General features: G+C 62.5%; 19 protein-coding genes. 15 read left to right on the top strand and 4 right to left on the bottom strand.

Features of this window, described 5'->3' with window-relative positions; translation table 11 throughout:
- Positions 1 to 23 precede the first annotated feature (23 nt).
- Both PQQ95_RS04145 and PQQ95_RS04140 read left to right on the top strand, forming a co-directional pair.
- On the top strand, positions 24 to 1,619 hold the full coding sequence (locus PQQ95_RS04145; protein WP_408435145.1) for an MDR family MFS transporter: 1,596 nt from the start codon (positions 24 to 26) through the stop codon (positions 1,617 to 1,619).
- 30 nt (positions 1,620 to 1,649) lie between these two features.
- Complete coding sequence (locus tag PQQ95_RS04140) at positions 1,650 to 2,171, top strand: MarR family winged helix-turn-helix transcriptional regulator (RefSeq protein WP_408435143.1); 522 nt, start codon at positions 1,650 to 1,652, stop codon at positions 2,169 to 2,171.
- Positions 2,172 to 2,238: 67 nt separating this feature from the next.
- Here PQQ95_RS04140 and PQQ95_RS04135 read toward each other — a convergent pair whose 3' ends face one another.
- Positions 2,239 to 3,516, bottom strand: a complete 1,278-nt coding sequence (locus PQQ95_RS04135) for an amino acid deaminase (protein ID WP_408435141.1) — start codon at positions 3,514 to 3,516, stop codon at positions 2,239 to 2,241.
- A gap of 146 nt (positions 3,517 to 3,662) precedes the next feature.
- Here PQQ95_RS04135 and PQQ95_RS04130 point away from each other — a divergent pair, with 146 nt between their 5' ends.
- From PQQ95_RS04130 to PQQ95_RS04120, 3 genes are all read left to right on the top strand, one after another.
- The gene (locus PQQ95_RS04130) at positions 3,663 to 4,553 is read left to right on the top strand and encodes a MurR/RpiR family transcriptional regulator (RefSeq protein ID WP_408435139.1); all 891 of its coding nucleotides are present in this window, start codon (positions 3,663 to 3,665) and stop codon (positions 4,551 to 4,553) included.
- Positions 4,554 to 4,556: 3 nt separating this feature from the next.
- On the top strand, positions 4,557 to 6,038 hold the full coding sequence (locus PQQ95_RS04125; protein WP_408435138.1) for an N-acyl-D-amino-acid deacylase family protein: 1,482 nt from the start codon (positions 4,557 to 4,559) through the stop codon (positions 6,036 to 6,038).
- 78 nt (positions 6,039 to 6,116) lie between these two features.
- Positions 6,117 to 6,503 carry a RidA family protein gene (locus PQQ95_RS04120; protein WP_408435136.1) on the top strand — a complete coding sequence of 129 codons (387 nt, stop codon included), beginning with the start codon at positions 6,117 to 6,119 and terminating at the stop codon, positions 6,501 to 6,503.
- 65 nt (positions 6,504 to 6,568) lie between these two features.
- Here PQQ95_RS04120 and queF read toward each other — a convergent pair whose 3' ends face one another.
- From queF to ilvA, 3 genes are read right to left on the bottom strand one after another with little or no spacing between them, the layout of a single operon-like run.
- Positions 6,569 to 7,393: an NADPH-dependent 7-cyano-7-deazaguanine reductase QueF gene (gene queF / locus PQQ95_RS04115; RefSeq protein ID WP_408435134.1), complete on the bottom strand. Its 825-nt coding sequence runs from the start codon at positions 7,391 to 7,393 to the stop codon at positions 6,569 to 6,571.
- Positions 7,390 to 8,292: a 5'-nucleotidase gene (locus tag PQQ95_RS04110; protein ID WP_154565585.1), complete on the bottom strand. Its 903-nt coding sequence runs from the start codon at positions 8,290 to 8,292 to the stop codon at positions 7,390 to 7,392. Before PQQ95_RS04110 ends, queF begins: the two co-directional genes overlap by 4 nt.
- A gap of 23 nt (positions 8,293 to 8,315) precedes the next feature.
- Complete coding sequence (ilvA, locus tag PQQ95_RS04105; protein ID WP_408435132.1) at positions 8,316 to 9,839, bottom strand: threonine ammonia-lyase, biosynthetic; 1,524 nt, start codon at positions 9,837 to 9,839, stop codon at positions 8,316 to 8,318.
- 515 nt (positions 9,840 to 10,354) lie between these two features.
- Between ilvA and PQQ95_RS04100 the strand changes: the two genes are divergently transcribed.
- The 10 genes from PQQ95_RS04100 to PQQ95_RS04055 all read left to right on the top strand — a co-directional run bounded on the left by PQQ95_RS04100 (position 10,355) and on the right by PQQ95_RS04055 (position 21,757).
- On the top strand, positions 10,355 to 14,449 hold the full coding sequence (locus PQQ95_RS04100; protein WP_408435130.1) for a DUF3683 domain-containing protein: 4,095 nt from the start codon (positions 10,355 to 10,357) through the stop codon (positions 14,447 to 14,449).
- 34 nt (positions 14,450 to 14,483) lie between these two features.
- Positions 14,484 to 14,912: an HIT family protein gene (locus PQQ95_RS04095; protein ID WP_408435128.1), complete on the top strand. Its 429-nt coding sequence runs from the start codon at positions 14,484 to 14,486 to the stop codon at positions 14,910 to 14,912.
- Positions 14,913 to 15,072: 160 nt separating this feature from the next.
- Positions 15,073 to 15,486, top strand: a complete 414-nt coding sequence (locus tag PQQ95_RS04090) for a gamma-butyrobetaine hydroxylase family protein (RefSeq protein ID WP_408435126.1) — start codon at positions 15,073 to 15,075, stop codon at positions 15,484 to 15,486.
- A gap of 69 nt (positions 15,487 to 15,555) precedes the next feature.
- The gene (gene ubiE / locus PQQ95_RS04085; RefSeq protein ID WP_120347537.1) at positions 15,556 to 16,287 is read left to right on the top strand and encodes a bifunctional demethylmenaquinone methyltransferase/2-methoxy-6-polyprenyl-1,4-benzoquinol methylase UbiE; all 732 of its coding nucleotides are present in this window, start codon (positions 15,556 to 15,558) and stop codon (positions 16,285 to 16,287) included.
- Positions 16,288 to 16,325: 38 nt separating this feature from the next.
- The gene (locus PQQ95_RS04080) at positions 16,326 to 17,318 is read left to right on the top strand and encodes a Tim44 domain-containing protein (RefSeq protein WP_408435124.1); all 993 of its coding nucleotides are present in this window, start codon (positions 16,326 to 16,328) and stop codon (positions 17,316 to 17,318) included.
- A 153-nt stretch (positions 17,319 to 17,471) separates the two neighbouring features.
- On the top strand, positions 17,472 to 18,116 hold the full coding sequence (locus PQQ95_RS04075; protein WP_408435123.1) for a ubiquinone biosynthesis accessory factor UbiJ: 645 nt from the start codon (positions 17,472 to 17,474) through the stop codon (positions 18,114 to 18,116).
- A 15-nt stretch (positions 18,117 to 18,131) separates the two neighbouring features.
- Positions 18,132 to 19,709, top strand: coding sequence for a ubiquinone biosynthesis regulatory protein kinase UbiB (gene ubiB / locus PQQ95_RS04070; RefSeq protein ID WP_408435121.1), 1,578 nt, complete (start codon positions 18,132 to 18,134; stop codon positions 19,707 to 19,709).
- A gap of 33 nt (positions 19,710 to 19,742) precedes the next feature.
- Positions 19,743 to 20,366 (top strand): methyltransferase domain-containing protein, encoded by a 624-nt coding sequence (locus tag PQQ95_RS04065; RefSeq protein ID WP_408435119.1) that lies wholly within the window; start codon positions 19,743 to 19,745, stop codon positions 20,364 to 20,366.
- Between the two features lie 260 nt (positions 20,367 to 20,626).
- A complete protein-coding gene (locus PQQ95_RS04060) occupies positions 20,627 to 21,028 on the top strand; it encodes an FmdB family zinc ribbon protein (RefSeq protein WP_408435117.1) in 402 nt (133 codons plus the stop codon).
- A gap of 75 nt (positions 21,029 to 21,103) precedes the next feature.
- Positions 21,104 to 21,757 carry a DUF502 domain-containing protein gene (locus PQQ95_RS04055; RefSeq protein WP_408435115.1) on the top strand — a complete coding sequence of 218 codons (654 nt, stop codon included), beginning with the start codon at positions 21,104 to 21,106 and terminating at the stop codon, positions 21,755 to 21,757.
- Positions 21,758 to 21,793 lie beyond the last annotated feature (36 nt).

Here is a 21,793-nt window from a genome sequence, read left to right as displayed (position 1 = left end):
AGTCAACTGTTGCGCTATCAAATATGGCTGTCCATACTGCGGCCCACCACTCGAGTGGGCAAGTTTTACCTTTCCGCGAATCGCTACTGGCGATGCTCGGCGTGTCCTTCGTCTCGATGCTGGTCGCCCTGGACCAGACCGTGGTCGGCACCGCGCTGCCCACCATCGTCGCGGAACTGAAGGGTTTCGAGCTCTACGCGTGGGTCGCCACGTTGTATCTGCTGACCTCGGTGATTACCGTGCCGATCTTCGGCCGCCTCGGCGACTACTACGGGCGCAAGCCCTTCGTGATCGCATCGATCGTCGTGTTCACGGCAGCCTCGGTGCTCTGCGGCGCGGCCAACACCATGCTGTTCCTCGTGCTCGCGCGCGGCTTGCAGGGCATCGGCGGCGGCATGCTGGTTGGCACCGCCTTCGCGTGCATTCCTGATCTATTCCCCGACTCGGTCGTGCGACTGCGCTGGCAGGTGCTGATGAGTTCGGCGTTCGGGATTGCGAACGCGGTGGGACCGTCTCTCGGCGGTTTTCTCACGCAGTACTACGGCTGGCGTTCAGTGTTTTATGTGAATCTGCCGGTCGGTCTGCTGTCGCTATTTTTCGTCTGGCGCTTTCTGCCGCATCTGCGGCACATCGAGCACAAAGGCAAGATGCGGCTCGATTGGCCGGGTGCGCTGTTGATCGCGGTGGCGCTCGGCTCGCTGCAACTGTTTGTCGAGTTGTTGCCGAAGCACGGCGTCACCTTGAGCGCGTTTGCGCTGCTTGCGCTGAGCGTTGCCTCGGCATATGGCCTGTGGCAGTGGGAAAAGCGTTGCCCGACGGCCATTCTGCCGGTGGATATGTTTCGCAATCGCAGTCTGGCCGCGCTCTTCACGCTCGCCGTGCTAGGCGGCTTCACCATGTTCTCGCTGCTGTTCTACGCACCGTTGCTATTCCAGGGCGGCTTCGGGATGTCGCCGAAAGACGCGGGACTCGTCATTACGCCGCTCGTCGTGTTCATCACGATCGGCAGTATCGCCAACGGACGCATCGTCTCGCGTGTGCGCAATCCGAATCTGATGCTGTACATCGGCTTCGCGCTGGTGGCGCTGGCGTGCCTTGGCGTGGTCGTCGCGACGCGCGCCATGCCGCAATGGCTGCTGATGTCGTTCATGGTGCTCGGCGGCCTCGGGCTCGGTTTCGTGATGCCGAATCTGACGATCTTTGCGCAACAGACGGCCGGACGCGAACACCTCGGTATCGCCACCGCGCTGCTGCAGTCGCTGCGGATGATCGGCGGAATGATCGGCACGGCGCTGACCGGTACGCTGGTCAGCCATATGTACGCGAGCGGCGTGCGCAGCGCGCTGGAAAACGATCATGCGTCGCAGTGGTTCTCCGATCTCGGCGATCCGCAAATCCTGATCAATCGCGACGCGCAAACCACCTTGCTCGGCCAGTTGACGCATGCGGGCCACAACGGCGCAATGCTGCTCGAGAGCGCACGCGAGGCGCTCGTTTCAGCCATTCATCTGGGTCTCGCGCTTGCGGCGATCATCGCCGTAGTGTCTGTATGGCAAAGCCGCCGTGTGCCGCCGGTCAAGCTCCAGCGCAAGCTCGAGCCGGTGATTCACGCGGATTGATTTTTAGCCTTACCGTTTTACTGACAGATCATGGAAGAACAGGACCGCGTCGCCGTCATGCAGCAATTCGGCCGCACTTATCGGGCGTTCATGTCGGCGTTCGAGACTCAGGTGGGTCATCCGTTGCCGCGCTGGCGGATTCTGCTCGCACTGCACGAACAGGCCGGCGAATCGTCGCAGAAGCGGCTGGTCGAGCGTTTGCGCGTCGATCCGGGCGCACTGACGCGGCAGTTGAAAACGCTGGAGGGTTTAGGCTGGATTGCCCGCAGCATGGATGCGCGCGACAACCGCGTGACCAATGTGCGTTTGACCGAAGCGGGGCAGTCGGCGACCGAAGCCAGCCTGCCGCGTCGCAACGCATTTTTGCACGACACGATGGCGGCATTGCCGGACGAAGCGCTGAGCGCGCTGTCGGGCGCGTTGAAAATGCTGGAAGTGCGGATCGGCGAAGTGGCGGCCGCGGCCGGCGTCGCAGCCGCGTCAGCTTCCCTGGTTTCCCAGGCGTCCCAGGTGTCCGACACGGCGGAGGCCGACCCGGCTCGCCAGGCTTAGTTAGGTCCGACTCAACTGCAGCAAACGACGCGCCACCTTGCGGTGAAGCGCGCCGGTTCTATCACGATCAGAAGAACGTTTCGATCACTTCCGTGACGCGATACGACGGATCGACCACCAGCACCTGACGCCACTTGTCGAATGTCAGGCACGGATGCGAGATGTCGAACGCGATCATGTCGCCTACCTTCAGATCGGCGCCCGCGGGAATCCGCAGATACGCGTGCTGATCCATCAGGCCGAAAATCTCCCACCCTTCGCTCGCCGCGATATCGCGCGGCGCTTCGGTGCCCGGACGATAGTGGCGCGATGGCTCCGGCATGCCTGCGTCGAAAGCGGAATCGCGTTTGCCTAGGCCGATGATCGCGCGATCCGGTTCCGGAATCGACTGCACATACGCCCATAGTTGCAGCGCAGGCAGCAAGCCTTCGCCCATTTTCTTCGCGACCGGATTGCGCGCGAAGATGTCCGTCTGCGCCTTGCGGTAGACGCCCACATCATGCGTCAAATAGCAGCCGGGCCGCAGCACGACTTCGACCTTGCCGGTCTCCGAGGCCTTCGCGAACTCTTCCGCGACCACGTCGTACCAGGCCGAACCGGCGCCCGACAGAACCGCCGGCGTGCGGGCAAAACGTCCTTCATCAACGAGCGCGCGTGTCACCGCGACGGCGCTCTGCAGGAACTCGCGCACTTCGTGTTCTTCTTTCAGCACGCCTTCATACAGCTCGACGCCCGCCAGTTTCAACACATCCGGATAGCGCGCGATTGCCTCGAGCACCGCATTGCGCTGCGCTTCGTCGCGCACGCCGGTGCGGCCGCCGGGCACGCCGAGCTCGAGCAATACTTGCAGCGGCTTGCGCACCGACGTAAAAAACTGACCCAGTTGCTCGACGCCTTCGACCGAATCCACGAGGCAGAAGAACTCGAAATCGGGATCGCTCAGCAACTCGGCGACCATCATCATGTTGTGGCGGCCAACCAGCTGGTTGGCCATCAGGATCCGCGAAACACCGCCGTGATACGCCGCACGCACCTGATGCGCGGTGGCGAGCGTGATACCCCATGCGCCCGTTTCGAGTTGACGGCGAAACAGCTGCGGCGCCATGGTGGTTTTGCCGTGCGGCGCGAGTTTGACACCGTATTCCGCGACGAATGCCTGCATCCATTTCAAGTTATGTTCCACGCGATCCGCGTACAGCACGGCGGCGGGCAGACTCACGTCTTCGTTTAGCAGGTTCCACTCGAGGCGCGGGGCATCCGTGAGTTGGATGCTGGTGCCCGGAACCATGCCCAAGCCCTTGCTATAAGGATCAATCGTTGCGCCCTGATAGTTTGTAACTTTCATGTCTCCCTGCTCCATCGTCCAGTTAAATCGAATCAAAGTTGACTTTACCATGTTACCGAAAGTACGATGGATGGAGAAATGTTATTTAGTACCACGGCTTGCCGGAGGCTTCTTGTAAGCCTGCGCGAGACACTCCACAGTCCGCAATGAACTCAACCGCCGAACCGCTGGCCTTCGATATCGTCGCGCGCATCGCCGAGTGCGCGCCGGAATTGCGTTCGGCCGAACGTAAGGTGGCGGCGCTGATCCTCGACGACCTGACCGGCGCATCGCGCGCCAGCATCGGTGCGCTCGCCCAGCAGGCGGAGGTGAGCGTCGCGACCGTGACGCGCTTTGCCAAGGCGGTGGGCTGCCGTGACGTACGGGAGTTGAAGCTGCGGCTCGCGCAGGCGGCCGCTGTCGGTCAGCGCTTCCTGCAGGCGGGTGGACCTGCCGACGCGCCCGAGCCGATTGCCACCCGCGTGTTCGACGAACTGCAGACGGCGCTTGCGCATAACCATCAATTGCTGCGGCAGGCGCCGTTAGACGAAGCGGCAGCCGCATTGCGCGCCGCGCGGATGATCTACGTGTTCGGCATGGGCGGCGGCTCGACCGCGCTCGCCGACGAAATGCGCTTCAGGCTCGTGCGCCTCGGCCGTCCGGTGGCGACCTATCAGGACGGCTTGCTGCAGCGCATGGTGGCGAGCACCGTGTCGCGCGAGTGCGTAGTGATCGCGCTGTCCACCACCGGGCGCGTGCCCGAAATGGTCGAGAACTGCAAGATCGCGCGCAGCTACGGGGCGACTGTGATCGCGCTGACCGCGCCGGCTTCGCCGTTGGCCAAACTGGCCGATTGGGTGATCCCGATCGTCGCCTTTGAAACCGATTTCATTTACAAGCCGTCGTCGTCGCGTTACGCGATGATGATGGCGCTCGATGTGCTCGTCACCGAACTTGCCGTCAGTCAGGGTGACGAGAGCCGGGAATTGCTGCGCCGCATGAAGCACGCGCTCGACACGCATCGCGGCGGCGGCGATCGACAACCGTTAGGAGACTGATCCATGCATTCGCATCCCGAAGCCGCCGATACGCTGATCGTCGGCGCGCAACTGTACGACGGCACGGGCGCACCGCCGGTCGAACGCGACGTTGCGATCCGTGACGGCCGCATCGCCGCGATCGGCAATCTGTCGAACTGGCTCGCCGAAGAGGTGGTCGAGGCCAACGGCCGCGCGTTGGCGCCGGGGTTCATCGACGTTCATACGCATGACGACACGCACGTGATCCGTTCGCCGCAAATGCTGCCGAAGATCACGCAGGGCGTGACGACGGTGATCGTCGGCAACTGCGGGATCAGTGCGTCGCCGGTGTCGTTGAAGGGCGATCCGCCTGACCCGATGAATCTGCTTGGCGAGCGTGACGCGTTTCAATACCCGACTTTCGCTGCGTACGTCGAAGCGGTGAACGCCGCGCGTCCGGCGGTGAACGTCGGCGCGTTGATCGGGCATACGGCCTTGCGCAGCAATCAGATGGACCGGCTCGATCGTGCGGCGACCGCGGCGGAAATCGACGGAATGCGCGCGCAACTCGAGGAGGCGTTGGCGAACGGGGCGTTGGGTCTGAGTTCGGGGCTCGCGTACGGCTCCGCCTTCTCCGCGCCGACTGAAGAAGTGATGGCACTGGCCGAGCCGCTTGCCGCCGCAGGCGCGCTTTACACGACGCACATGCGTACCGAGTTCGACGCGATTCTCGATGCGATGGACGAAGCGTACCGCGTGGGCCGTCACGCGCACGTACCGGTGGTGATTTCGCATCTGAAGTGCGCGGGGCCGTCGAACTGGGGGCGTAGCGTCGAAGTGCTGAAGTCGCTGGAAGGTGCGCGTCGTTTGCAGCCGATCGGTTGCGATTGCTATCCGTACAACCGCAGTTCGTCGACGCTCGATGTAAAGCAGGTGACAGGCGATATCGACATCACGATTACGTGGTCCGAGCCGCATCCCGAGATGGCGGGCAAGCTGATCAAGGAAATTGCCGCCGAGTGGGGCGTCACGCAGCAGGAGGCGGGCAAGCGCTTGCAGCCGGCGGGCGCGGTGTATCACAACATGTCCGAGGACGACGTGCGGCGCATTCTGTCGCATCCCGCGACGATGGTCGGCTCGGATGGATTGCCGAACGATCCGTTGCCGCATCCGCGGTTGTGGGGTGCGTTTCCACGCGTGCTTGGGCACTACGTGCGTGACGCCGGTTTGCTGCCGCTCGAAGAGGCGGTGCGCAAGATGACCAGCTTGTCGGCATGCCGGTTCGGGTTGGCGCAGCGCGGCGAGGTGCATATCGGTTATCACGCGGATCTGGTGTTGTTCGACCCGGCCAGGGTGCGCGACGCGGCGACGTTCGAAAAGCCGCAACAGGCCGCGGACGGCATTGACGCGGTGTGGGTGAATGGCGTGCTGGCTTATCGCGACGGCGCAGTGACCGGCGAACGGGCAGGGCATTTCGTGGCGCGCGGTGCGGCGTCGAAGGGTGATGCGCACGGCGCGTTTTGATTCTGGTTGTCTGATTGATATGGCAAGCGGTTGTGGCGTTGCTCGCGCCGCGTGCCGGATTTTTTAAGGAGTGGGACGATGAAGCGATATGGCGTTGAAGGTGGCAAGGGTACCGGCGGTCAACATATGCCCTTTGCTCGGGCAGTCGAAGCGGATGGCTGGTTATTCGTGTCCGGGCAGACGCCGATGGAAAACGGCGAGGTGATCAACGGCGGGATTGTCGAGCAATCGCACAAGGCGATTCAGAACGTGTTTGCTATCTTGAAGGAAGCGGGCTACGGGGCGGAGCATGTGGTCCGCTGCGGCGTGTGGCTCGACGATCCGCGTGATTTCGCTTCGTTCAACAAGGTGTTTCGTGAGTACTTTGGCGAGAACCCGCCGGCTCGGGCTTGTGTGGTTTCGTCGATGGTGATCGATTGCCGGGTCGAGGTTGATTGCGTGGCTTATAAGAAGCCCGTGGCCTGAAGTTTTTTATTCGCCGCAGATGCTATTGAGTATCTGCGGCGAAAAACCAATCGGCTATTTGTGGGCTATTGACGCGCCAGCCGCATATTGTCCGGCATGGGCAGGTTGTAGTTGGTGCGGAACGGATTGATATCCAGCCCGCCGCGCCGGGTGTAACGCGCATAGACAGCCAGCTTGACCGGCTTACAAGCCTTCATCACATCGATAAAAATCTTCTCGACACACTGCTCATGAAACCCGGTGTGATTCCGATAGGAGATGATGTACCTCAGCAAGCCTGCATGATCGATCTGCGGCCCGACGTAATGAATCTGCAGGCTGCCCCAGTCAGGCTGCCCCGTCACCGGACAATTCGACTTCAGCAAGTTAGAGAACAACGTCTCCTCCACCGGTGCTTCATCGAGCGCGGCCTTCAGCAATGAAGCGTCAGGATGATAAACATCGGTATCCAGATCGAGCCGGTCTAGCGACAAACCTTCAAATTCTTCCATCTGCAGCTTGCCGAACTCATACGGTGCAGTCAGATGAACAGACACTGTCGCGCCGCAAGAAGCGGAAACATCCCGCTTGATCGTGTCACGCACCACGTCCATCGACTCAAAAGCCGTCTGCGCAAACGACCCCAGATAAAGTTTGAACGACTTCGACTCGACGATATTCGGCGAATCAGCCGGCACATAGAAAGTCGCCACTGCAATCTGCGGCTTGCCGCGCGCGTTCAGCCAGGAAAGCTCGTAAGCATTCCAGATGTCCGTGCCGAAAAACGGCAACTGCGCGCCGATTCCAATCGCGTCGCGCGCATTCTTCCGGGCAATCGGAAAGAGCAGCGAGGCGTCATATTGTTCGGTGTAAGTGGAAGCCTTACCCAGCGGTGATTGTTCGGGTGTCATGATGCGTTCACGATGCCACTCAGCACGTGCCCCGTCGCCGTCACGACGCGGGCCGATTCGCAATGGCCAATTTGGTCGTCGAAGAAAAAGTCCGGCTCGAACTCGCGCAAAAACGCGCTCTTGTCGAGGCCGCCGAGAAACATCGCTTCGTCGATTTCGATGTTCCACGCCATCAATGTGCGGATCGCGCGCTCATGCGCCGGGGCCGAGCGCGCCGTCACCAATGCCGTACGAATATGCATGGGTGCGGCTTCGTCCGCGAGTTTCTGCAGGCGGTGCAGCGCTTCGAGCAACGGCTTCAAAGGCCCATCCGCGAGCGGCAAATCCTTGTTGTGAATCTCATGACCGACAAAGGCGCGCAAGCCATCTTTCTGAAAGATGCGCTCGGCTTCATCGGAAAACAATACGGCGTCGCCGTCGAACGCGATCCGGATCTCGTCGGGATACTTGCTCGCCATTTTCGCCGATTCGGGCAAGACGCGCGCGGCCGGAAATCCGGCGGCCAAGGCGTCGCGCACGTCGTCCTGATTCGCGGACAAAAACAGCGAGGCGTTCAACGGCTTCAGATAACCGAATGGCGCGCGTCCGCGTGTGAACACGCCACGCTCGATGGCCAGCCCATATTCACGGCAGGAATGAAACGCGCGCAAGCCGCTGATCGGATCGCTGCGCGACAGGATCACCACTTCGACCCGGTGGCCGCCGGCATTCAAGGCCAGCAGCTTGCGGATCAAGGGAAACGCGACGCCCGGTTTGGCGGGCACGGCCAGCCGCTCGCGCTGCAACGCTTCATACGCTTGCAGGTTGCCTTTCTCGTAGACGCAGTTCTCTTCCTCGAAGTCGAACAGCGCGCGCGACGAGATTGCCACTACCAGTTTGTCGACAAGCGAGAGAGCCATCTGCGCGTTTCAGTCCTGAAAGATCAAGCAAGGAACAAGCGATAAACCGGGTTCTGCGTCTCTTCCCAGTACGGATAGCCAAGCGTCGCGAGAAAGCGTTCGAACGCGCTGTTCTCGCTCTCCGGCACCTGGATGCCGACCAGAATCGAACTGTAGTCCGCCCCCTGGTTGCGGTAGTGGAACAGGCTGATATTCCAGTTCGGCGCCATCGACGACAGAAACTTCATCAGCGCGCCCGGCCGCTCCGGAAACTCGAAACGGAACAGACGTTCGTCATGGGCCAGCGGCGAGCGGCCGCCGACCATGTAGCGGATGTGCTGCTTCGAGAGTTCATCGAAGGTCAGGTCGACCGTGGCGAAGCCGTGGGCTTCGAATGCGCCCGCGATCTGTGCCGATTCGCTGCGATTCCTGATCTGCACGCCCACGAAGATATGGGCTGAATTCGCGTCCGCAATGCGGTAATTGAACTCGGTGACGCTGCGCGTGCCCACCAGTTCGCAGAAGCGTCTGAAACTGCCGCGTTCTTCGGGAATCGTCACGGCGAATACGGCTTCACGCGCTTCACCCACTTCAGCACGCTCCGCCACAAAGCGCATGCGATCGAAGTTCATGTTCGCGCCGGAGGTGATCGCAACCAGCGTCTGGTTTTCGATGCCTTCGCGCTCGGCGTACTGTTTGGCGCCGGCGACAGCCAGGGCACCCGCCGGCTCCAGCACGCTGCGGGTGTCCTGGAACACATCCTTGATCGCGGCGCACAGCGCGTCGGTGTTCACCAGCAGCACGTCGTCGAGATAGTCGCTGCACAGGCGGAAGGTTTCTTCACCCACCAGCTTCACGGCGGTGCCATCCGAGAACAGCCCGACTTCGTTCAGTGTGACCCGTTCGCCCGCTTTCAGCGACGCGGCCATCGCGCACGAGTCGTCGGTCTGGACGCCGATCACTTTGATCTCCGGGCGCACCGATTTCACATACGCCGCCACGCCTGCCGCCAGGCCACCGCCGCCGATCGGTACAAAGATCGCGTGGATCGGGCCCTGATGCTGGCTGAGAATCTCCATTGCTACCGTGCCCTGACCGGCGATCACGTAGGGATCGTCGAACGGATGGACGAAGGTCAGGCCGCGCTCTTCCTGCAGCTTCACGGCGTGCCCATACGCATCGCTATAGGACTCGCCGAACTGCACCACCTCGACCGTCGCGCCGCCATGTGCGCGCACCGCATCGACCTTCACCTGCGGAGTCGTCACGGGCACCACGATGATCGCCTTCACGCCCATGCGGGCCGCCGACAGCGCCACGCCCTGCGCATGATTGCCCGCCGACGCGGTAATCACGCCCCGCGCCAGCGCATCCTCCGGAATGTGCGCCATCTTGTTGTACGCGCCGCGCACCTTGAACGAGAACACCGGCTGGTTGTCCTCGCGCTTCAGATACACCGGATTGGACAGCCGTGCCGACAGATTCGGCGCGCGTTCGAGTTCGGTCTCGCGGGCCACGTCGTAGACGCGTGCGGTCAGGATTTTCTTCAGGTAGTCGTGGGAAGCCATGCGGGTGGCGCGGTGCGCTTTGTGAGACGGGAAAGGGTCAATGATAGCGCCAACGGTGTGCACGCTGGCCTTCCGTGAACCTTCCGTGTAGGTCCGAACGTCGTCCGCAAAGGGCCGCCCGACCGTCCGGTCGGAAAATTCTTCCCACGTACTTGCGGACGCCGTTCCGCACAAAAACGCGCAAAGCCCCGCCCCGACTCCGATTTCGGGCGTCAACGCGCGGCGGGATCATAAGGTAGAATTCCATTTTGGAATAAGGATCGGAAGATGCACTGGCAGCCTCGGATCGCCCATTTGATGCCCGTCCCGCGTGAGTCTTGCCCCGCGGCGGAGCGTCACGTCCGCCACGCGCGATCGTGTAGCTGTCTCTGAGCGCCGTGAAGCGACTGATGTGGGTAGGCCGTCGGTTGCGCTTCGCTCCCCTAGAAGATTTCCAGCATTGCGCCCCACGCGCACCGTCCGCCGACGCCTCTCAGAGATGAGCGCGCCCGGTTGACCCACCGAGTCGTCCGAACATGAACGCACCTCAAGTTTTCGATCCGCACGCGGCCGCCACTGCGGTGGCCGCCGATCCCGAAGCGCGTCTGCGCGAAATTCCCTATAACTACACCTCGTTTTCCGATCGCGAAATCGTCATCCGCCTGCTCGGCGACGAAGCCTGGGCGGCGTTGGCCGAACTGCGCGCGGAACGCCGCACCGGCCGCTCGGCGCGGATGCTGTACGAAGTGCTCGGCGACATCTGGGTCGTGCGCCGCAATCCTTACCTGCAAGACGACCTGCTCGACAATCCGAAGCGCCGCGCGTTGCTGATCGAGGCGCTGCATCACCGTCTGAGCGAGATCGAGAAGCGCCGTCGCGCCGATCTGGTCGAGCATGGCGATGAGGCGGGTGTCGATCGGGCTGCCCGCGTCGAAACGCTGGTCGCGGCTGCACGCCGTGCCGTCGACGATTTCGAAAGCGAGTTCCAGAAAACCTTCGATCTGCGCCGTCGCGCGAACAAGGTGCTGGGCAAGGTCACGGAAAAAGACAACATCAAGTTCGACGGTTTGTCCCGCGTCTCGCACGTGACCGACGCGACCGACTGGCGCGTCGAATACCCGTTCGTCGTGCTGACGCCGGATACCGAAGCCGAGATCGCCGGCATGATCAAGGCGTGTTTCGAACTCGGTCTGACCGTGATTCCGCGCGGAGGCGGCACGGGTTACACGGGCGGCGCGGTGCCGCTTACACCGTTTTCGGCTGTCATCAACACCGAAAAGCTCGAACAGCTGGGCGCGGTCGAGATGACCGAACTGCCGGGCGTCGACCGCAAGGTGGCGACGATTTTCTCCGGCGCCGGCGTGGTCACACGCCGCGTGACCGAAGCGGCCGAGCAGGCCGGCTTCGTGTTCGCCGTCGACCCGACTTCGCTGGATGCATCGTGCGTCGGCGGCAACGTCGCGATGAACGCGGGCGGCAAGAAGGCGGTGCTGTGGGGTACCGCGCTCGACAACCTCGCCTGGTGGCGCATGGTCGACCCGGAAGGGAACTGGCTCGAAGTCACGCGTCTGGATCACAATCTCGGCAAGATTCACGACATCGAGGTCGCGCGTTTCGAACTGAAGTGGTTTGACGGTAAATACGCGCCGGGCGAAAAGCTGCTGCGCACGGAAGCGCTCGACATCAAGGGCCGCGTGTTCCGCAAGGAAGGACTGGGCAAGGACGTCACGGACAAATTCCTGGCCGGCCTGCCGGGCGTGCAGAAGGAAGGCTGCGACGGTCTGATCACGTCGGCGCGCTGGGTTCTGCACAAGATGCCGGCGCATACGCGCACGGTCTGCCTCGAATTCTTCGGTCAGGCGCGTGAAGCGATTCCGAGCATCGTCGAGATCAAGGACTATCTGTTCGAAACGTCGAAGCAGGGCGGCGCGATTCTCGCCGGCCTCGAGCATCTGGACGAGCGCTATCTGCGCGCGGTCGGTTATGCGACCAAGAGCAAGCGCAATGCGTTTCCGAAGATGGTGCTGATCGGCGACATCGTCGGCGACGACGCGGACGCGGTGGCGCACGCGACCTCGGAAGTCGTGCGCATGGCCAACGGCAAGAGCGGCGAAGGTTTCGTCGCGGTCAACGCCGAGGCGCGCAAGCGTTTCTGGCTCGACCGCAGCCGTACCGCCGCGATCGCCAAGCACACCAACGCGTTCAAGATCAACGAAGACGTGGTGATCCCGCTCGACCGCATGGGTGAGTACACCGACGGTATCGAACGCATCAATATCGAACTGTCGATCAAGAACAAGCTGCAGCTGGTTGACGCGCTCGAAGCGTTTTTCAAGGGCGGCAAGCTGCCGCTCGGCAAGAGCGACGACGCCAACGAAATCCCGAGCGCTGAGTTGCTCGAAGATCGCGTGCAGCAGGCGCTCGATATTCTGAAGAAGGTGCGCACGCGCTGGGAATTCCTGCGCGACAAGCTAGATCTGTCGGTGCGCGAGGCGCAGCACTATCTGGTCGGCCTCGGCTACGAAGGGCTGGCGGAAAAATTCGCCGACCGCGCGGACCAGCAACCCGACGCCACCGTGTTCCACATCACGCAGGACCGTACGATCCGCGTGTCGTGGAAGCAGGAAATCCGCGCCGAGTTGCGTCAGATCTTCAACGGCGGCGAGTTCAAGCCGATCCTCGAAGAAGCTCAGGCGATTCACAAGAAGGTGCTGCGTGGCCGCGTGTTCGTCGCGCTGCACATGCACGCGGGCGACGGCAACGTTCACACCAACCTGCCGGTCAACTCCGACAACTACGAGATGCTGCAGGACGCCCACACGGCGGTCGCGCGCATCATGAAGCTGGCGCGTTCGCTCGACGGCGTGATTTCCGGCGAGCACGGCATCGGCATTACCAAGCTCGAATTCCTGACCGACGAAGAGATCGGCGAATTCCGCAAGTACAAGCAGCGTGTCGATCCGCATGGCCGCTTCAACGCGGGCAAGCTGCTCGAAGGCGCCGATCTGCGCAACGCCTACACGCCGAGCTTCGGCCTGATGGGCTACGAATCGCTGATCATGCAGCAGTCCGACATCGGCGCGATTTCCGAGTCGATCAAGGACTGTTTGCGTTGCGGCAAGTGCAAGCCGGTGTGCGCGACCCACGTGCCGCGCGCGAACCTGCTGTACAGCCCGCGCAACAAGATTCTCGCGACCTCCTTGCTGGTCGAGGCGTTCCTGTACGAAGAGCAGACCCGCCGCGGTGTGTCGATCAAGCACTGGGACGAGTTCAACGACGTCGCCGATCACTGCACGGTCTGTCACAAATGCGTGACGCCGTGCCCGGTGAAGATCGATTTCGGCGACGTGACCATGAACATGCGCAACCTGCTGCGCAAGATGGGCAAGAAGAAGTTCAACCCGGGCAACGCGGCCGGCATGTTCTTCCTCAACGCCACCAATCCGCAGACCATCAACCTCGCGCGCACCGCGATGATGGGCATCGGCTACAAGGCGCAGCGCCTCGGCAACGACGTGCTGAAGAAGTTCGCGAAGAAGCAGACGGCGCACCCGCCGGCAACCGTCGGCAAGCCGAAGGTCACGCAGCAGGTGATTCACTTCATGAACAAGAAGATGCCGGGCAACCTGCCGAAGAAAACCGCGCGCGCGTTGCTCGATATCGAGGACAACAAGATCGTCCCGATCATCCGCAATCCGAAGACGACCACCGCCGATACGGAAGCGGTGTTCTATTTCCCGGGCTGCGGCTCCGAGCGGTTGTTCTCGCAAGTGGGGCTGGCGACGCAAGCCATGCTGTGGGAAGCGGGCGTGCAAACCGTGCTGCCGCCGGGTTACCTGTGCTGCGGCTACCCGCAACGCGGTTCGGGCCAGTTCGACAAGGCCGAGCAGATCGTCACGGATAACCGCGTGCTGTTCCACCGCGTCGCGAATACGCTGAACTATCTCGACATCAAGACGGTGGTGGTGTCGTGCGGCACGTGTTACGACCAGCTCGCCGGTTACGAATTCGAGAAGATCTTCCCGGGCTGCCGGATCATCGACATCCACGAGTTTCTGCTCGAGAAAGGCATCAAGCTCGAAGGCGTGAACGGCGTGCGCTATATGTACCACGACCCGTGCCACTCCCCGATCAAGACGATGGACCCGGTCAAGCTCGTCAATCAGCTGATGGGGTCGGAGAACGACGGCTACAAGATCGAGAAGAACGATCGCTGCTGTGGCGAATCCGGCACACTCGCCGTGACGCGTCCGGATATTTCGACGCAGGTCCGCTTCCGCAAGGAAGAGGAAATGCGCAAAGGCGCCGCGAAGCTGCGTGGCATTCCCCTCGTAGCCGAAGCGGGCGCGAATGGGATCAATACAGCCAATGCATCGGCCGGCGCGGCGGGTGCGCCGAACGGCTCCGTGCTCAAGGCCGGCGACGGCCCGCAACCGAACGGCGCCACCGACGTGAAGATCCTGACGAGCTGCCCGTCCTGCTTGCAAGGCCTGTCGCGCTATAACGAAGACGCGGGCACCGAGGCGGACTACATCGTCGTCGAAATGGCGCGTCACGTGCTGGGCGAAGACTGGATGGCGGATTACGTCCAGCGGGCGAACAATGGCGGAATCGAGCGCGTGCTGGTTTAATGGCACGACTGACGATTTTTGCCTGAGGACGACGATGGAATGCGTTTTTTGCCGTGAAGATGGCGGCGATGTGCTGTGGCAGGACGACACCCTGCGTGTCGTCCTCGCCGACGAACACGACTACCCGGGCTTTTGCCGGGTGATCTGGAACAGGCATGTCGCTGAATTTTCCGATCTCGCCGAGAGCGACCGCGATCGCGTGATGCAGGCCGTGTACGCGGTCGAACGTGCGATCCGGCGCATTCTCCAGCCGGTGAAGGTCAACCTGGCGAGCCTCGGCAACCAGGTGCCGCACGTGCATTGGCATGTGATTCCGCGTTTTTCGAACGACGCTCATTTCCCGCTGCCGATCTGGGCGCCGCGCCAGCGCACGGTGTCCGAAGCCATGCTGTCGTCGCGCCGCGCGCAAGCTACCCTGCTGCGCGAAGCGGTGCGGCAGGAAATCGAGCAGGCGTTTGGCTGAGCACCCCGAACCTGTCGCCTGGTGCCAAGCCTTCCGAGGGCATGTGAAAACCGGGAAAAGCCCGGCGTGACGATGAATGCCCCCGAACCTGTCGCTGCGCACCAGACCCCGAAGGGGGCGAAAACCTGGAGCGGCCCGGCGTTTTCTTTGTGAGGTCAATATGAGTGGACTGACTCGCGATACCCCGGTGCCGACCGGCGTGGTCTTGCATTCCAAATCGCGCGTGCTCGAATTGGAGTACGCAAATGGCGAAACGTATCGCCTGCCGTTCGAACTGCTGCGCGTGTATTCGCCGTCGGCAGAGGTGATGGGCCATGGGCCCGGCCAGGAGACGCTGCAATCCGGCAAGCGCGACGTCACGATCACGATGATCGAAGGCGTCGGCAACTATGCGCTGCAGCCGACTTTCTCCGACGGGCACGCCACCGGCATCTATTCGTGGGACCTGCTGCACGATATGGCCATCCGTCAGGATGAACTCTGGCGCGACTATCTCGCCAAACTGGCAGCGGCCGGCGTCGACCGTGATGCCCCAATGGCGCCAGCCGGGGCTGCGCACGGGCACTGTCACTGATACGATTCGCCCTGATCGCCGCACTGATGCGGCGCAACATATTTCAGAATACGCGAAAGGACGAGCGCGATGAGCAAAACCCACTTCGGCTTTCAATCGGTCGACGAACAGGAAAAAGCGCAGAAGGTGGCGGGCGTATTCCACTCGGTCGCCTCCAACTACGACTTGATGAACGACCTGATGTCAGGCGGGTTGCACCGGGCGTGGAAGATGTTCACGATCGCCCAGGCCAACGTCCGGCCGGGTTTCAAGGTACTCGATATCGCGGGCGGCACGGGTGATCTGTCGAAGGCGTTCGCCAGACAGGCGGGCGAAACCGGCGAAGTCTGGCACACCGACATCAACGAATCGATGCTGCGCGTGGGCCGCGACCGCCTGCTGGATAAGGGCGTGATCACGCCGGCGCTGCTTTGCGACGCCGAAAAGATCCCCTTTCCGGACAATTACTTCGACGTGGTAACCGTGGCATTCGGCTTGCGCAACATGACGCACAAAGATGTCGCGTTGGCCGAGATGCGCCGCGTGTTGAAGCCGGCAGGCCGTCTGCTGGTGCTGGAATTTTCGAAAGTGTGGGATCCGCTTAAAAAGGTCTACGACGTCTATTCGTTCAAGGTGCTGCCGTGGCTCGGCGACCGGTTTGCGAAGGACGCCGAGAGCTACCGCTACCTGGCGGAATCGATCCGGATGCATCCGGATCAGGAAACTTTAAAAACAATGATGGAACAAGCGGGCCTGGACGGCGTCAAATATTACAATTTGTCAGCTGGCGTGGTAGCTTTACATGTGGGGACCAAATACTAGGGTTCCTAACCCATCGTTTTTTAAAGGAAAGTACGAAAATGTCCGATTCAGGTGTGTTATCTCCCCGTAAGGTTAAGCGGTCGTTGGTGAGAAGAATCGGACTGATCGCGGTGGTCGGTCTGATCATGGCCGGCTCTCTCGCCTCGCTCGATGCGGAAGCCCGCCGCATGGGCGGCGGCCGTAGCATTGGCCGTCAGTCGAACACGGTTCAGCAACAGTCCGCTCCGTCGCAACCTTCCCAAAGCAACCAGGCCATGCAGCAGCGCGCGCAGCCGGCACCGGCGCCCGCGCCGACACCCGCCGCAGCGCCTAACCGCTCGCGCTGGCTTGGGCCGATCGCCGGTCTCGCGGCGGGCCTCGGCATCGCCGCGCTGTTGTCGCACTTCGGCCTGGGCGGCGCGTTTGCCGGTGCGATGGCCAACATCATCGTGATCGCGGTCATCGCGATGATCGGCATCTGGCTGATCCGTCGCTTCATGGGCCGCAAACGCGATACGGCGCAACCGGCGTACGCCGGCGGCTCGCCGTCGTTGAATGCGGGTGGGACCGGCTACACGCAGGAGCCGCGTTACACCGCTCCGCCCACTGGCTCGTACCTCGAACCGCAAGGCAACCCGCTGACCACGCCGTCCATCAACGCTGCTCCGGCCGTGCCGGCCGGCTTCGATTCGGAAGCGTTCCTGCGCAACGCCAAGGTGTACTTCGTACGCCTGCAAGCTGCGTGGGACGTCGGTAACACGGAAGACATCCGTGAATTCACCACGCCGGAAATGTTCGCGGAAGTGAAGGTCGATCTGTCGTCGCGCGGTGCCGAGTCCAATCAGACTGACGTGGTGCAGCTGAACGCGGAGTTGCTGGGCGTTGAAGAGCGCGCCACCGAATACTTCGCCAGCGTGCGCTTCTCCGGCCTGATCCGCGAATCCGCGGGTGCGGCGGCGGAGCCCTTCGTCGAGGTCTGGAACCTGACGAAGTCGAACCGCCCCGGCGAAGGCTGGTTGCTGGCCGGCATCCAGCAGGTGGCACAGCACTGAGGGAGCAACGGGGCTGGGCGGAAGCAGTCCTGCTCACGCTGACTTTGCACAAACCATTGGCCGTTCGGCATAGCAGGCCGCGAAGCGAACGGACGTTACAATAGGAACCCGCGCGGGCACCTCGCCCACGCGGGTTTTTTCTTGCCACTTTCAATGACCCTCGCCGCCAAGCCCTTCGCTGCTGCTGTCAATCATCTGCTCGCCCGCGAATCGTGGGCTCGCGAGCGCCTCGCTCCGTACGCGGGCAAGACCGCCAGACTCGCCTGTCCGCCCGTCGTGCTGATGCTGCTGGTACAACCGGATGGCTATCTGAGCGCGGTTGAGGAAGCCGAGGCGCAACAGTTCGACGTGACCATTTCGGTGCCGTCCGATGCTTTGCCGGCCTTCGTGCAAGGCGGCCAGGCCGCCGTGATGAAGCACGTGAAGATCGAAGGCGACGCCGAGTTCGCGACGGTGATCGCCAAGCTTGCCGAGCATCTGCGCTGGGAGCCGGAAGAGGATCTGGCGAAGCTGATCGGCGACGGTCCGGCGTGGCGGGTGGCGTCGGTCGTGCGCACGGTCGGTGAACATGCGCGGCGTACCGGGCGCAATCTGCTCGACACCGCCGCCGAATATCTGCTCGACGAAAACCCGCAACTGGTGCGGCGTGCCGCGCTGGAAGACTTCAATGTCGAACTGGCCCGCGCCCGCGATGCTTTGGCGCGCGTGGAAAAGCGTATCGAGCGTCTTGAACAGAAGGTCGAAGCCCGCGGCGCCAATGCGCCGGGCGGCGCCGCCACGTTGCGCGGCACGCGCTAGTCACCGGGCATAACTATGCGTTTTCTGCGTTTCCTCAAGATTTTCTTTACGGTCATCCGCTTCGGTCTCGATGAGATGATGCTTAGCCGCGTCAACGACCGGCGCGTGCGTCTGCTGCTGCGTATCACCACCATTGGCCGCAAGTTCGACGCGCCGCCGGGCGTGCGCCTGCGGCTCGCGCTCGAAAGCCTCGGGCCGATCTTCGTCAAGTTCGGCCAGGTGCTGTCCACGCGGCGCGATCTGCTGCCGGTGGATATCGCCAACGAACTGGCCAAGCTGCAGGACCAGGTACCTCCGTTCGATTCGGCGGTGGCGATCGGGTTGGTCGAGAAATCGCTCGGCGCGCCGGTCGACGTGCTGTTCGACGATTTCGAGCGGGTGCCGGTGGCGAGCGCGTCGATCGCGCAGGTTCACTTCGCGAAGGTGAAAGCCGGACAGCATGCGGGCAAGGCGGTCGCCGTGAAGGTGCTGCGGCCGAACATGTTGCCGGTGATCGACTCTGACCTGGCCTTGCTGCGTGACATCGCCGTGTGGGCCGAGCGCCTGTGGGCCGACGGCAAGCGCCTGAAACCGCGCGAGGTGGTCGCCGAATTCGACAAGTATCTGCACGACGAACTCGATCTGATGCGCGAAGCGGCCAACGGCAGTCAGCTGCGCCGCAACTTCGCCGGGCTCGATCTGTTGCTCGTGCCGGAGATGTATTGGGAGTTCTGCACGCCCACCGTGCTGGTGATGGAGCGCATGGTCGGCGTGCCGATCAGCCAGGTTGAGACGCTGCGCGCGGCGGGCGTCGATATTCCGAAGCTGGCGCGCGAAGGCGTCGAGATTTTCTTCACTCAGGTGTTCCGCGATGGCTTTTTCCACGCCGATATGCACCCGGGCAACATTCAGGTGAGCCTCGATCCAGCGCACTTCGGCCGCTATATCGCGCTCGACTTCGGCATCATCGGCGCGCTGTCGGACTTCGACAAGAACTACCTCGCGCAGAACTTCCTCGCTTTCTTCAAGCGCGATTACCACCGCGTCGCCACGCTGCATCTGGAGTCCGGCTGGGTACCGCCTGCGACTCGGGTCGAAGAACTGGAAAGCGCGATCCGCGCGGTTTGCGAGCCTTATTTCGACCGTGCGTTGAAGGATATTTCGCTCGGCCAGGTGCTGATGCGCCTGTTCTCGACCTCGCGCCGCTTCAATGTGGAAATCCAGCCACAACTGGTGCTGCTGCAAAAAACCATGCTGAACGTGGAAGGGCTCGGTCGCTCGCTCGATCCAGAACTGGATTTGTGGAAGACGGCCAAGCCTTATCTCGAACGCTGGATGAACGAGCAGATTGGTTTGCGTGGCTGGTACGAGCGGCTGAAGATCGAAGCGCCGCAGTGGAGCAAGACGCTGCCGCAGTTGCCACGTCTGATCCATCACGTGCTGGCTGCGCGTCACGACAATACGCGCGGCGCGAACGACGACATGATTCGCCAGATTCTGCTCGAACAGAAGCGCACCAACCGGCTGTTGCAAGGGCTGCTGTTGTTCGGCGTGGCGGTCGGTGTAGGCGCGGTGCTGGCGCGGGCGTTTCTGGCGTTCGCCTACGGCGGTTGATTCCGCTTTCCGCTGATCCCTACGAGGCTTCCCATGAGCGACCCGACCCAGCCATCCGTGCCCGATTTCACGACCCGCGATCCCAACTCGCCTGAGTTTTGGGACGAGCGCTTCGAACGCCATTTCATGCCATGGGATCAGGCGGGCGTGCCGGCGGCGTTTCAGTCGTTCACCAGCCGGCACAGCGGCGCCGCCGTGCTGATTCCCGGCTGCGGGAGTGCCTACGAGGCGCTCTGGCTGGCGCGGCAGGGCAATCCGGTCCGGGCGATCGATTTTTCACCGGCCGCCGTGGCGGCTGCGCGCGAGCAATTGGGCGAACAGCACGCGCAACTGGTCGAGCAGGCTGACTTCTTCACTTACGAACCGCCATTCACGCCGGCCTGGATCTACGAGCGCGCGTTCCTTTGCGCGCTGCCGTTGGCGCGCCGTGCAGATTATGCGCAACGAATGGCCGAGTTGTTGCCTGAGGGCGCACTGCTGGCGGGTTTCTATTTCATCGGTGCGACGCCGAAAGGACCGCCGTTCGGCATCGAGCGCGCTGAACTCGACGCGTTGCTCACGCCGTACTTCGATCTGATTGAAGACGAAGCCGTGAACGACTCGATTGCCGTCTTTGCCGGCCGCGAGCGCTGGATGACCTGGCGCCGTCGTGGCTGAGCGTGTCATGACCGGGTCCGTTGGTGGCCGCGATGTTTGCCAGCGGATCGGATTCGAGGAGCAAGCTGCGACGAGGAGGAATGAGCGTCAGCGTCCAGTCAGGGTGGCGCAGCCCGCACTTGATTCGATAGCGGTCGACCCAATTTAGGAAGACGGCGGCTGCGCCTGGCGTTTGTCCCCGAAATTCGCGGGTGACTAGCCATATACGGCTATAATTCAAGGCTTTGCAAGCGTTACAAGATTTCAGTAGGGAAAAGATTATGCCGATCTACGCTTATCGTTGCGAGTCATGCGGCTTCGGGAAGGACGTGCTTCAGAAGATGAGCGACCCCCAGTTGACGCAGTGTCCCGAGTGCGGGAAAGACACCTTTCGCAAGCAGGTGACTGCAGCCGGTTTCCAGTTGAAGGGTTCCGGCTGGTATGTAACCGATTTTCGCGGCGGCAACGGCGGCGCGAGCCCGCCGGCCAAGCCTGACGCGAATGGCGGCTCGAATGCGAATTCGGGCGAAAACGCCGCAGCCGGGAATAACGGCGCAGCGCAATCCGACACGGCTTCGGCCAACGGTACGGCCGCCGCTTCGTCGGGCGCAGCCGCAACGCCCGCTGCGCCTGCTGCCGCACCCGCCGCATCGGCGAGTTCGAGCGGCGCCGGCAGCGCCTAGTGGGACTGCCGCCCTCCGGGGCGGCGCACATGCCGCGTGCCGGATATCGGCTCGCGCGGCTTTCTGGCGGTACACATGACGACGAAAAAAACGACGCTCAAATCGGTGTTCCTGACTGGCCTGCTGGTGCTGGTGCCTCTGGCTATCACACTGTGGGTGCTCGGCCTGATCATCGGCACGATGGACCAGACGCTGTTGCTGCTGCCGGCCTCATGGCAGCCGGAGCGCGCGCTCGGCTTCCGTTTGCCGGGCCTCGGCGCGGTGCTGACGCTGGCGTTCATCTTTGTCGTCGGGCTGTTGACGCAAAACTTCATCGGGCAGAAGCTCGTGAAGTGGTGGGAAGTCGTGGTGGCGCATATTCCGGTGGTCGGCCCGATCTACACCAGCGTCAAGCAGGTGTCGGACACCTTGTTGTCGAGCAGCGGCAATGCGTTCCGCAAGGCGCTCCTGATCGAGTACCCGCGCCGCGGTTCCTATACGATTGCGTTTCTGACCGGCATTCCGGGCGGCGACGTGATCAATCACCTGAAAGAAGATCATGTCAGCGTGTATGTGCCGACTACGCCGAACCCAACGTCCGGTTTCTTCCTGATGGTGCCCAGGAGCGAAGTGATCGAACTCGACATGACGGTCGACGCCGCGCTCAAGTACATCGTCTCGATGGGCGTCGTGGCGCCGTCCGCGCCGCCGGCGCCGGTGCGCCGCACGACAGTCGAGCCTCCGCTGTAATGCCGGCGCGCAGCGTTTATCGCCGCGCGCCGTCCA

This window comes from Paraburkholderia caffeinilytica (assembly GCF_046030355.1).
GTDB classification, from domain to species: Bacteria; Pseudomonadota; Gammaproteobacteria; order Burkholderiales; family Burkholderiaceae; genus Paraburkholderia; species Paraburkholderia caffeinilytica_B.
Note: the sequence above shows the minus strand (reverse complement) of the source record. Positions and strands in the feature narration are given on the sequence as shown.

Excerpts from the sequence above, each read along its gene's own strand:
- PQQ95_RS04145 (WP_408435145.1), top strand. The coding sequence starts at position 24 with ATGGCTGTCCATACTGCGGCCCACCACTCGAGTGGGCAAGTTTTACCT.
- PQQ95_RS04140 (WP_408435143.1), top strand. The coding sequence starts at position 1,650 with ATGGAAGAACAGGACCGCGTCGCCGTCATGCAGCAATTCGGCCGCACT.
- PQQ95_RS04135 (WP_408435141.1), bottom strand. The coding sequence starts at position 3,516 with ATGAAAGTTACAAACTATCAGGGCGCAACGATTGATCCTTATAGCAAG.
- PQQ95_RS04130 (WP_408435139.1), top strand. The coding sequence starts at position 3,663 with ATGAACTCAACCGCCGAACCGCTGGCCTTCGATATCGTCGCGCGCATC.
- PQQ95_RS04125 (WP_408435138.1), top strand. The coding sequence starts at position 4,557 with ATGCATTCGCATCCCGAAGCCGCCGATACGCTGATCGTCGGCGCGCAA.
- PQQ95_RS04120 (WP_408435136.1), top strand. The coding sequence starts at position 6,117 with ATGAAGCGATATGGCGTTGAAGGTGGCAAGGGTACCGGCGGTCAACAT.
- queF (WP_408435134.1), bottom strand. The coding sequence starts at position 7,393 with ATGACACCCGAACAATCACCGCTGGGTAAGGCTTCCACTTACACCGAA.
- PQQ95_RS04110 (WP_154565585.1), bottom strand. The coding sequence starts at position 8,292 with ATGGCTCTCTCGCTTGTCGACAAACTGGTAGTGGCAATCTCGTCGCGC.
- ilvA (WP_408435132.1), bottom strand. The coding sequence starts at position 9,839 with ATGGCTTCCCACGACTACCTGAAGAAAATCCTGACCGCACGCGTCTAC.
- PQQ95_RS04100 (WP_408435130.1), top strand. The coding sequence starts at position 10,355 with ATGAACGCACCTCAAGTTTTCGATCCGCACGCGGCCGCCACTGCGGTG.
- PQQ95_RS04095 (WP_408435128.1), top strand. The coding sequence starts at position 14,484 with ATGGAATGCGTTTTTTGCCGTGAAGATGGCGGCGATGTGCTGTGGCAG.
- PQQ95_RS04090 (WP_408435126.1), top strand. The coding sequence starts at position 15,073 with ATGAGTGGACTGACTCGCGATACCCCGGTGCCGACCGGCGTGGTCTTG.
- ubiE (WP_120347537.1), top strand. The coding sequence starts at position 15,556 with ATGAGCAAAACCCACTTCGGCTTTCAATCGGTCGACGAACAGGAAAAA.
- PQQ95_RS04080 (WP_408435124.1), top strand. The coding sequence starts at position 16,326 with ATGTCCGATTCAGGTGTGTTATCTCCCCGTAAGGTTAAGCGGTCGTTG.
- PQQ95_RS04075 (WP_408435123.1), top strand. The coding sequence starts at position 17,472 with ATGACCCTCGCCGCCAAGCCCTTCGCTGCTGCTGTCAATCATCTGCTC.
- ubiB (WP_408435121.1), top strand. The coding sequence starts at position 18,132 with ATGCGTTTTCTGCGTTTCCTCAAGATTTTCTTTACGGTCATCCGCTTC.
- PQQ95_RS04065 (WP_408435119.1), top strand. The coding sequence starts at position 19,743 with ATGAGCGACCCGACCCAGCCATCCGTGCCCGATTTCACGACCCGCGAT.
- PQQ95_RS04060 (WP_408435117.1), top strand. The coding sequence starts at position 20,627 with ATGCCGATCTACGCTTATCGTTGCGAGTCATGCGGCTTCGGGAAGGAC.
- PQQ95_RS04055 (WP_408435115.1), top strand. The coding sequence starts at position 21,104 with ATGACGACGAAAAAAACGACGCTCAAATCGGTGTTCCTGACTGGCCTG.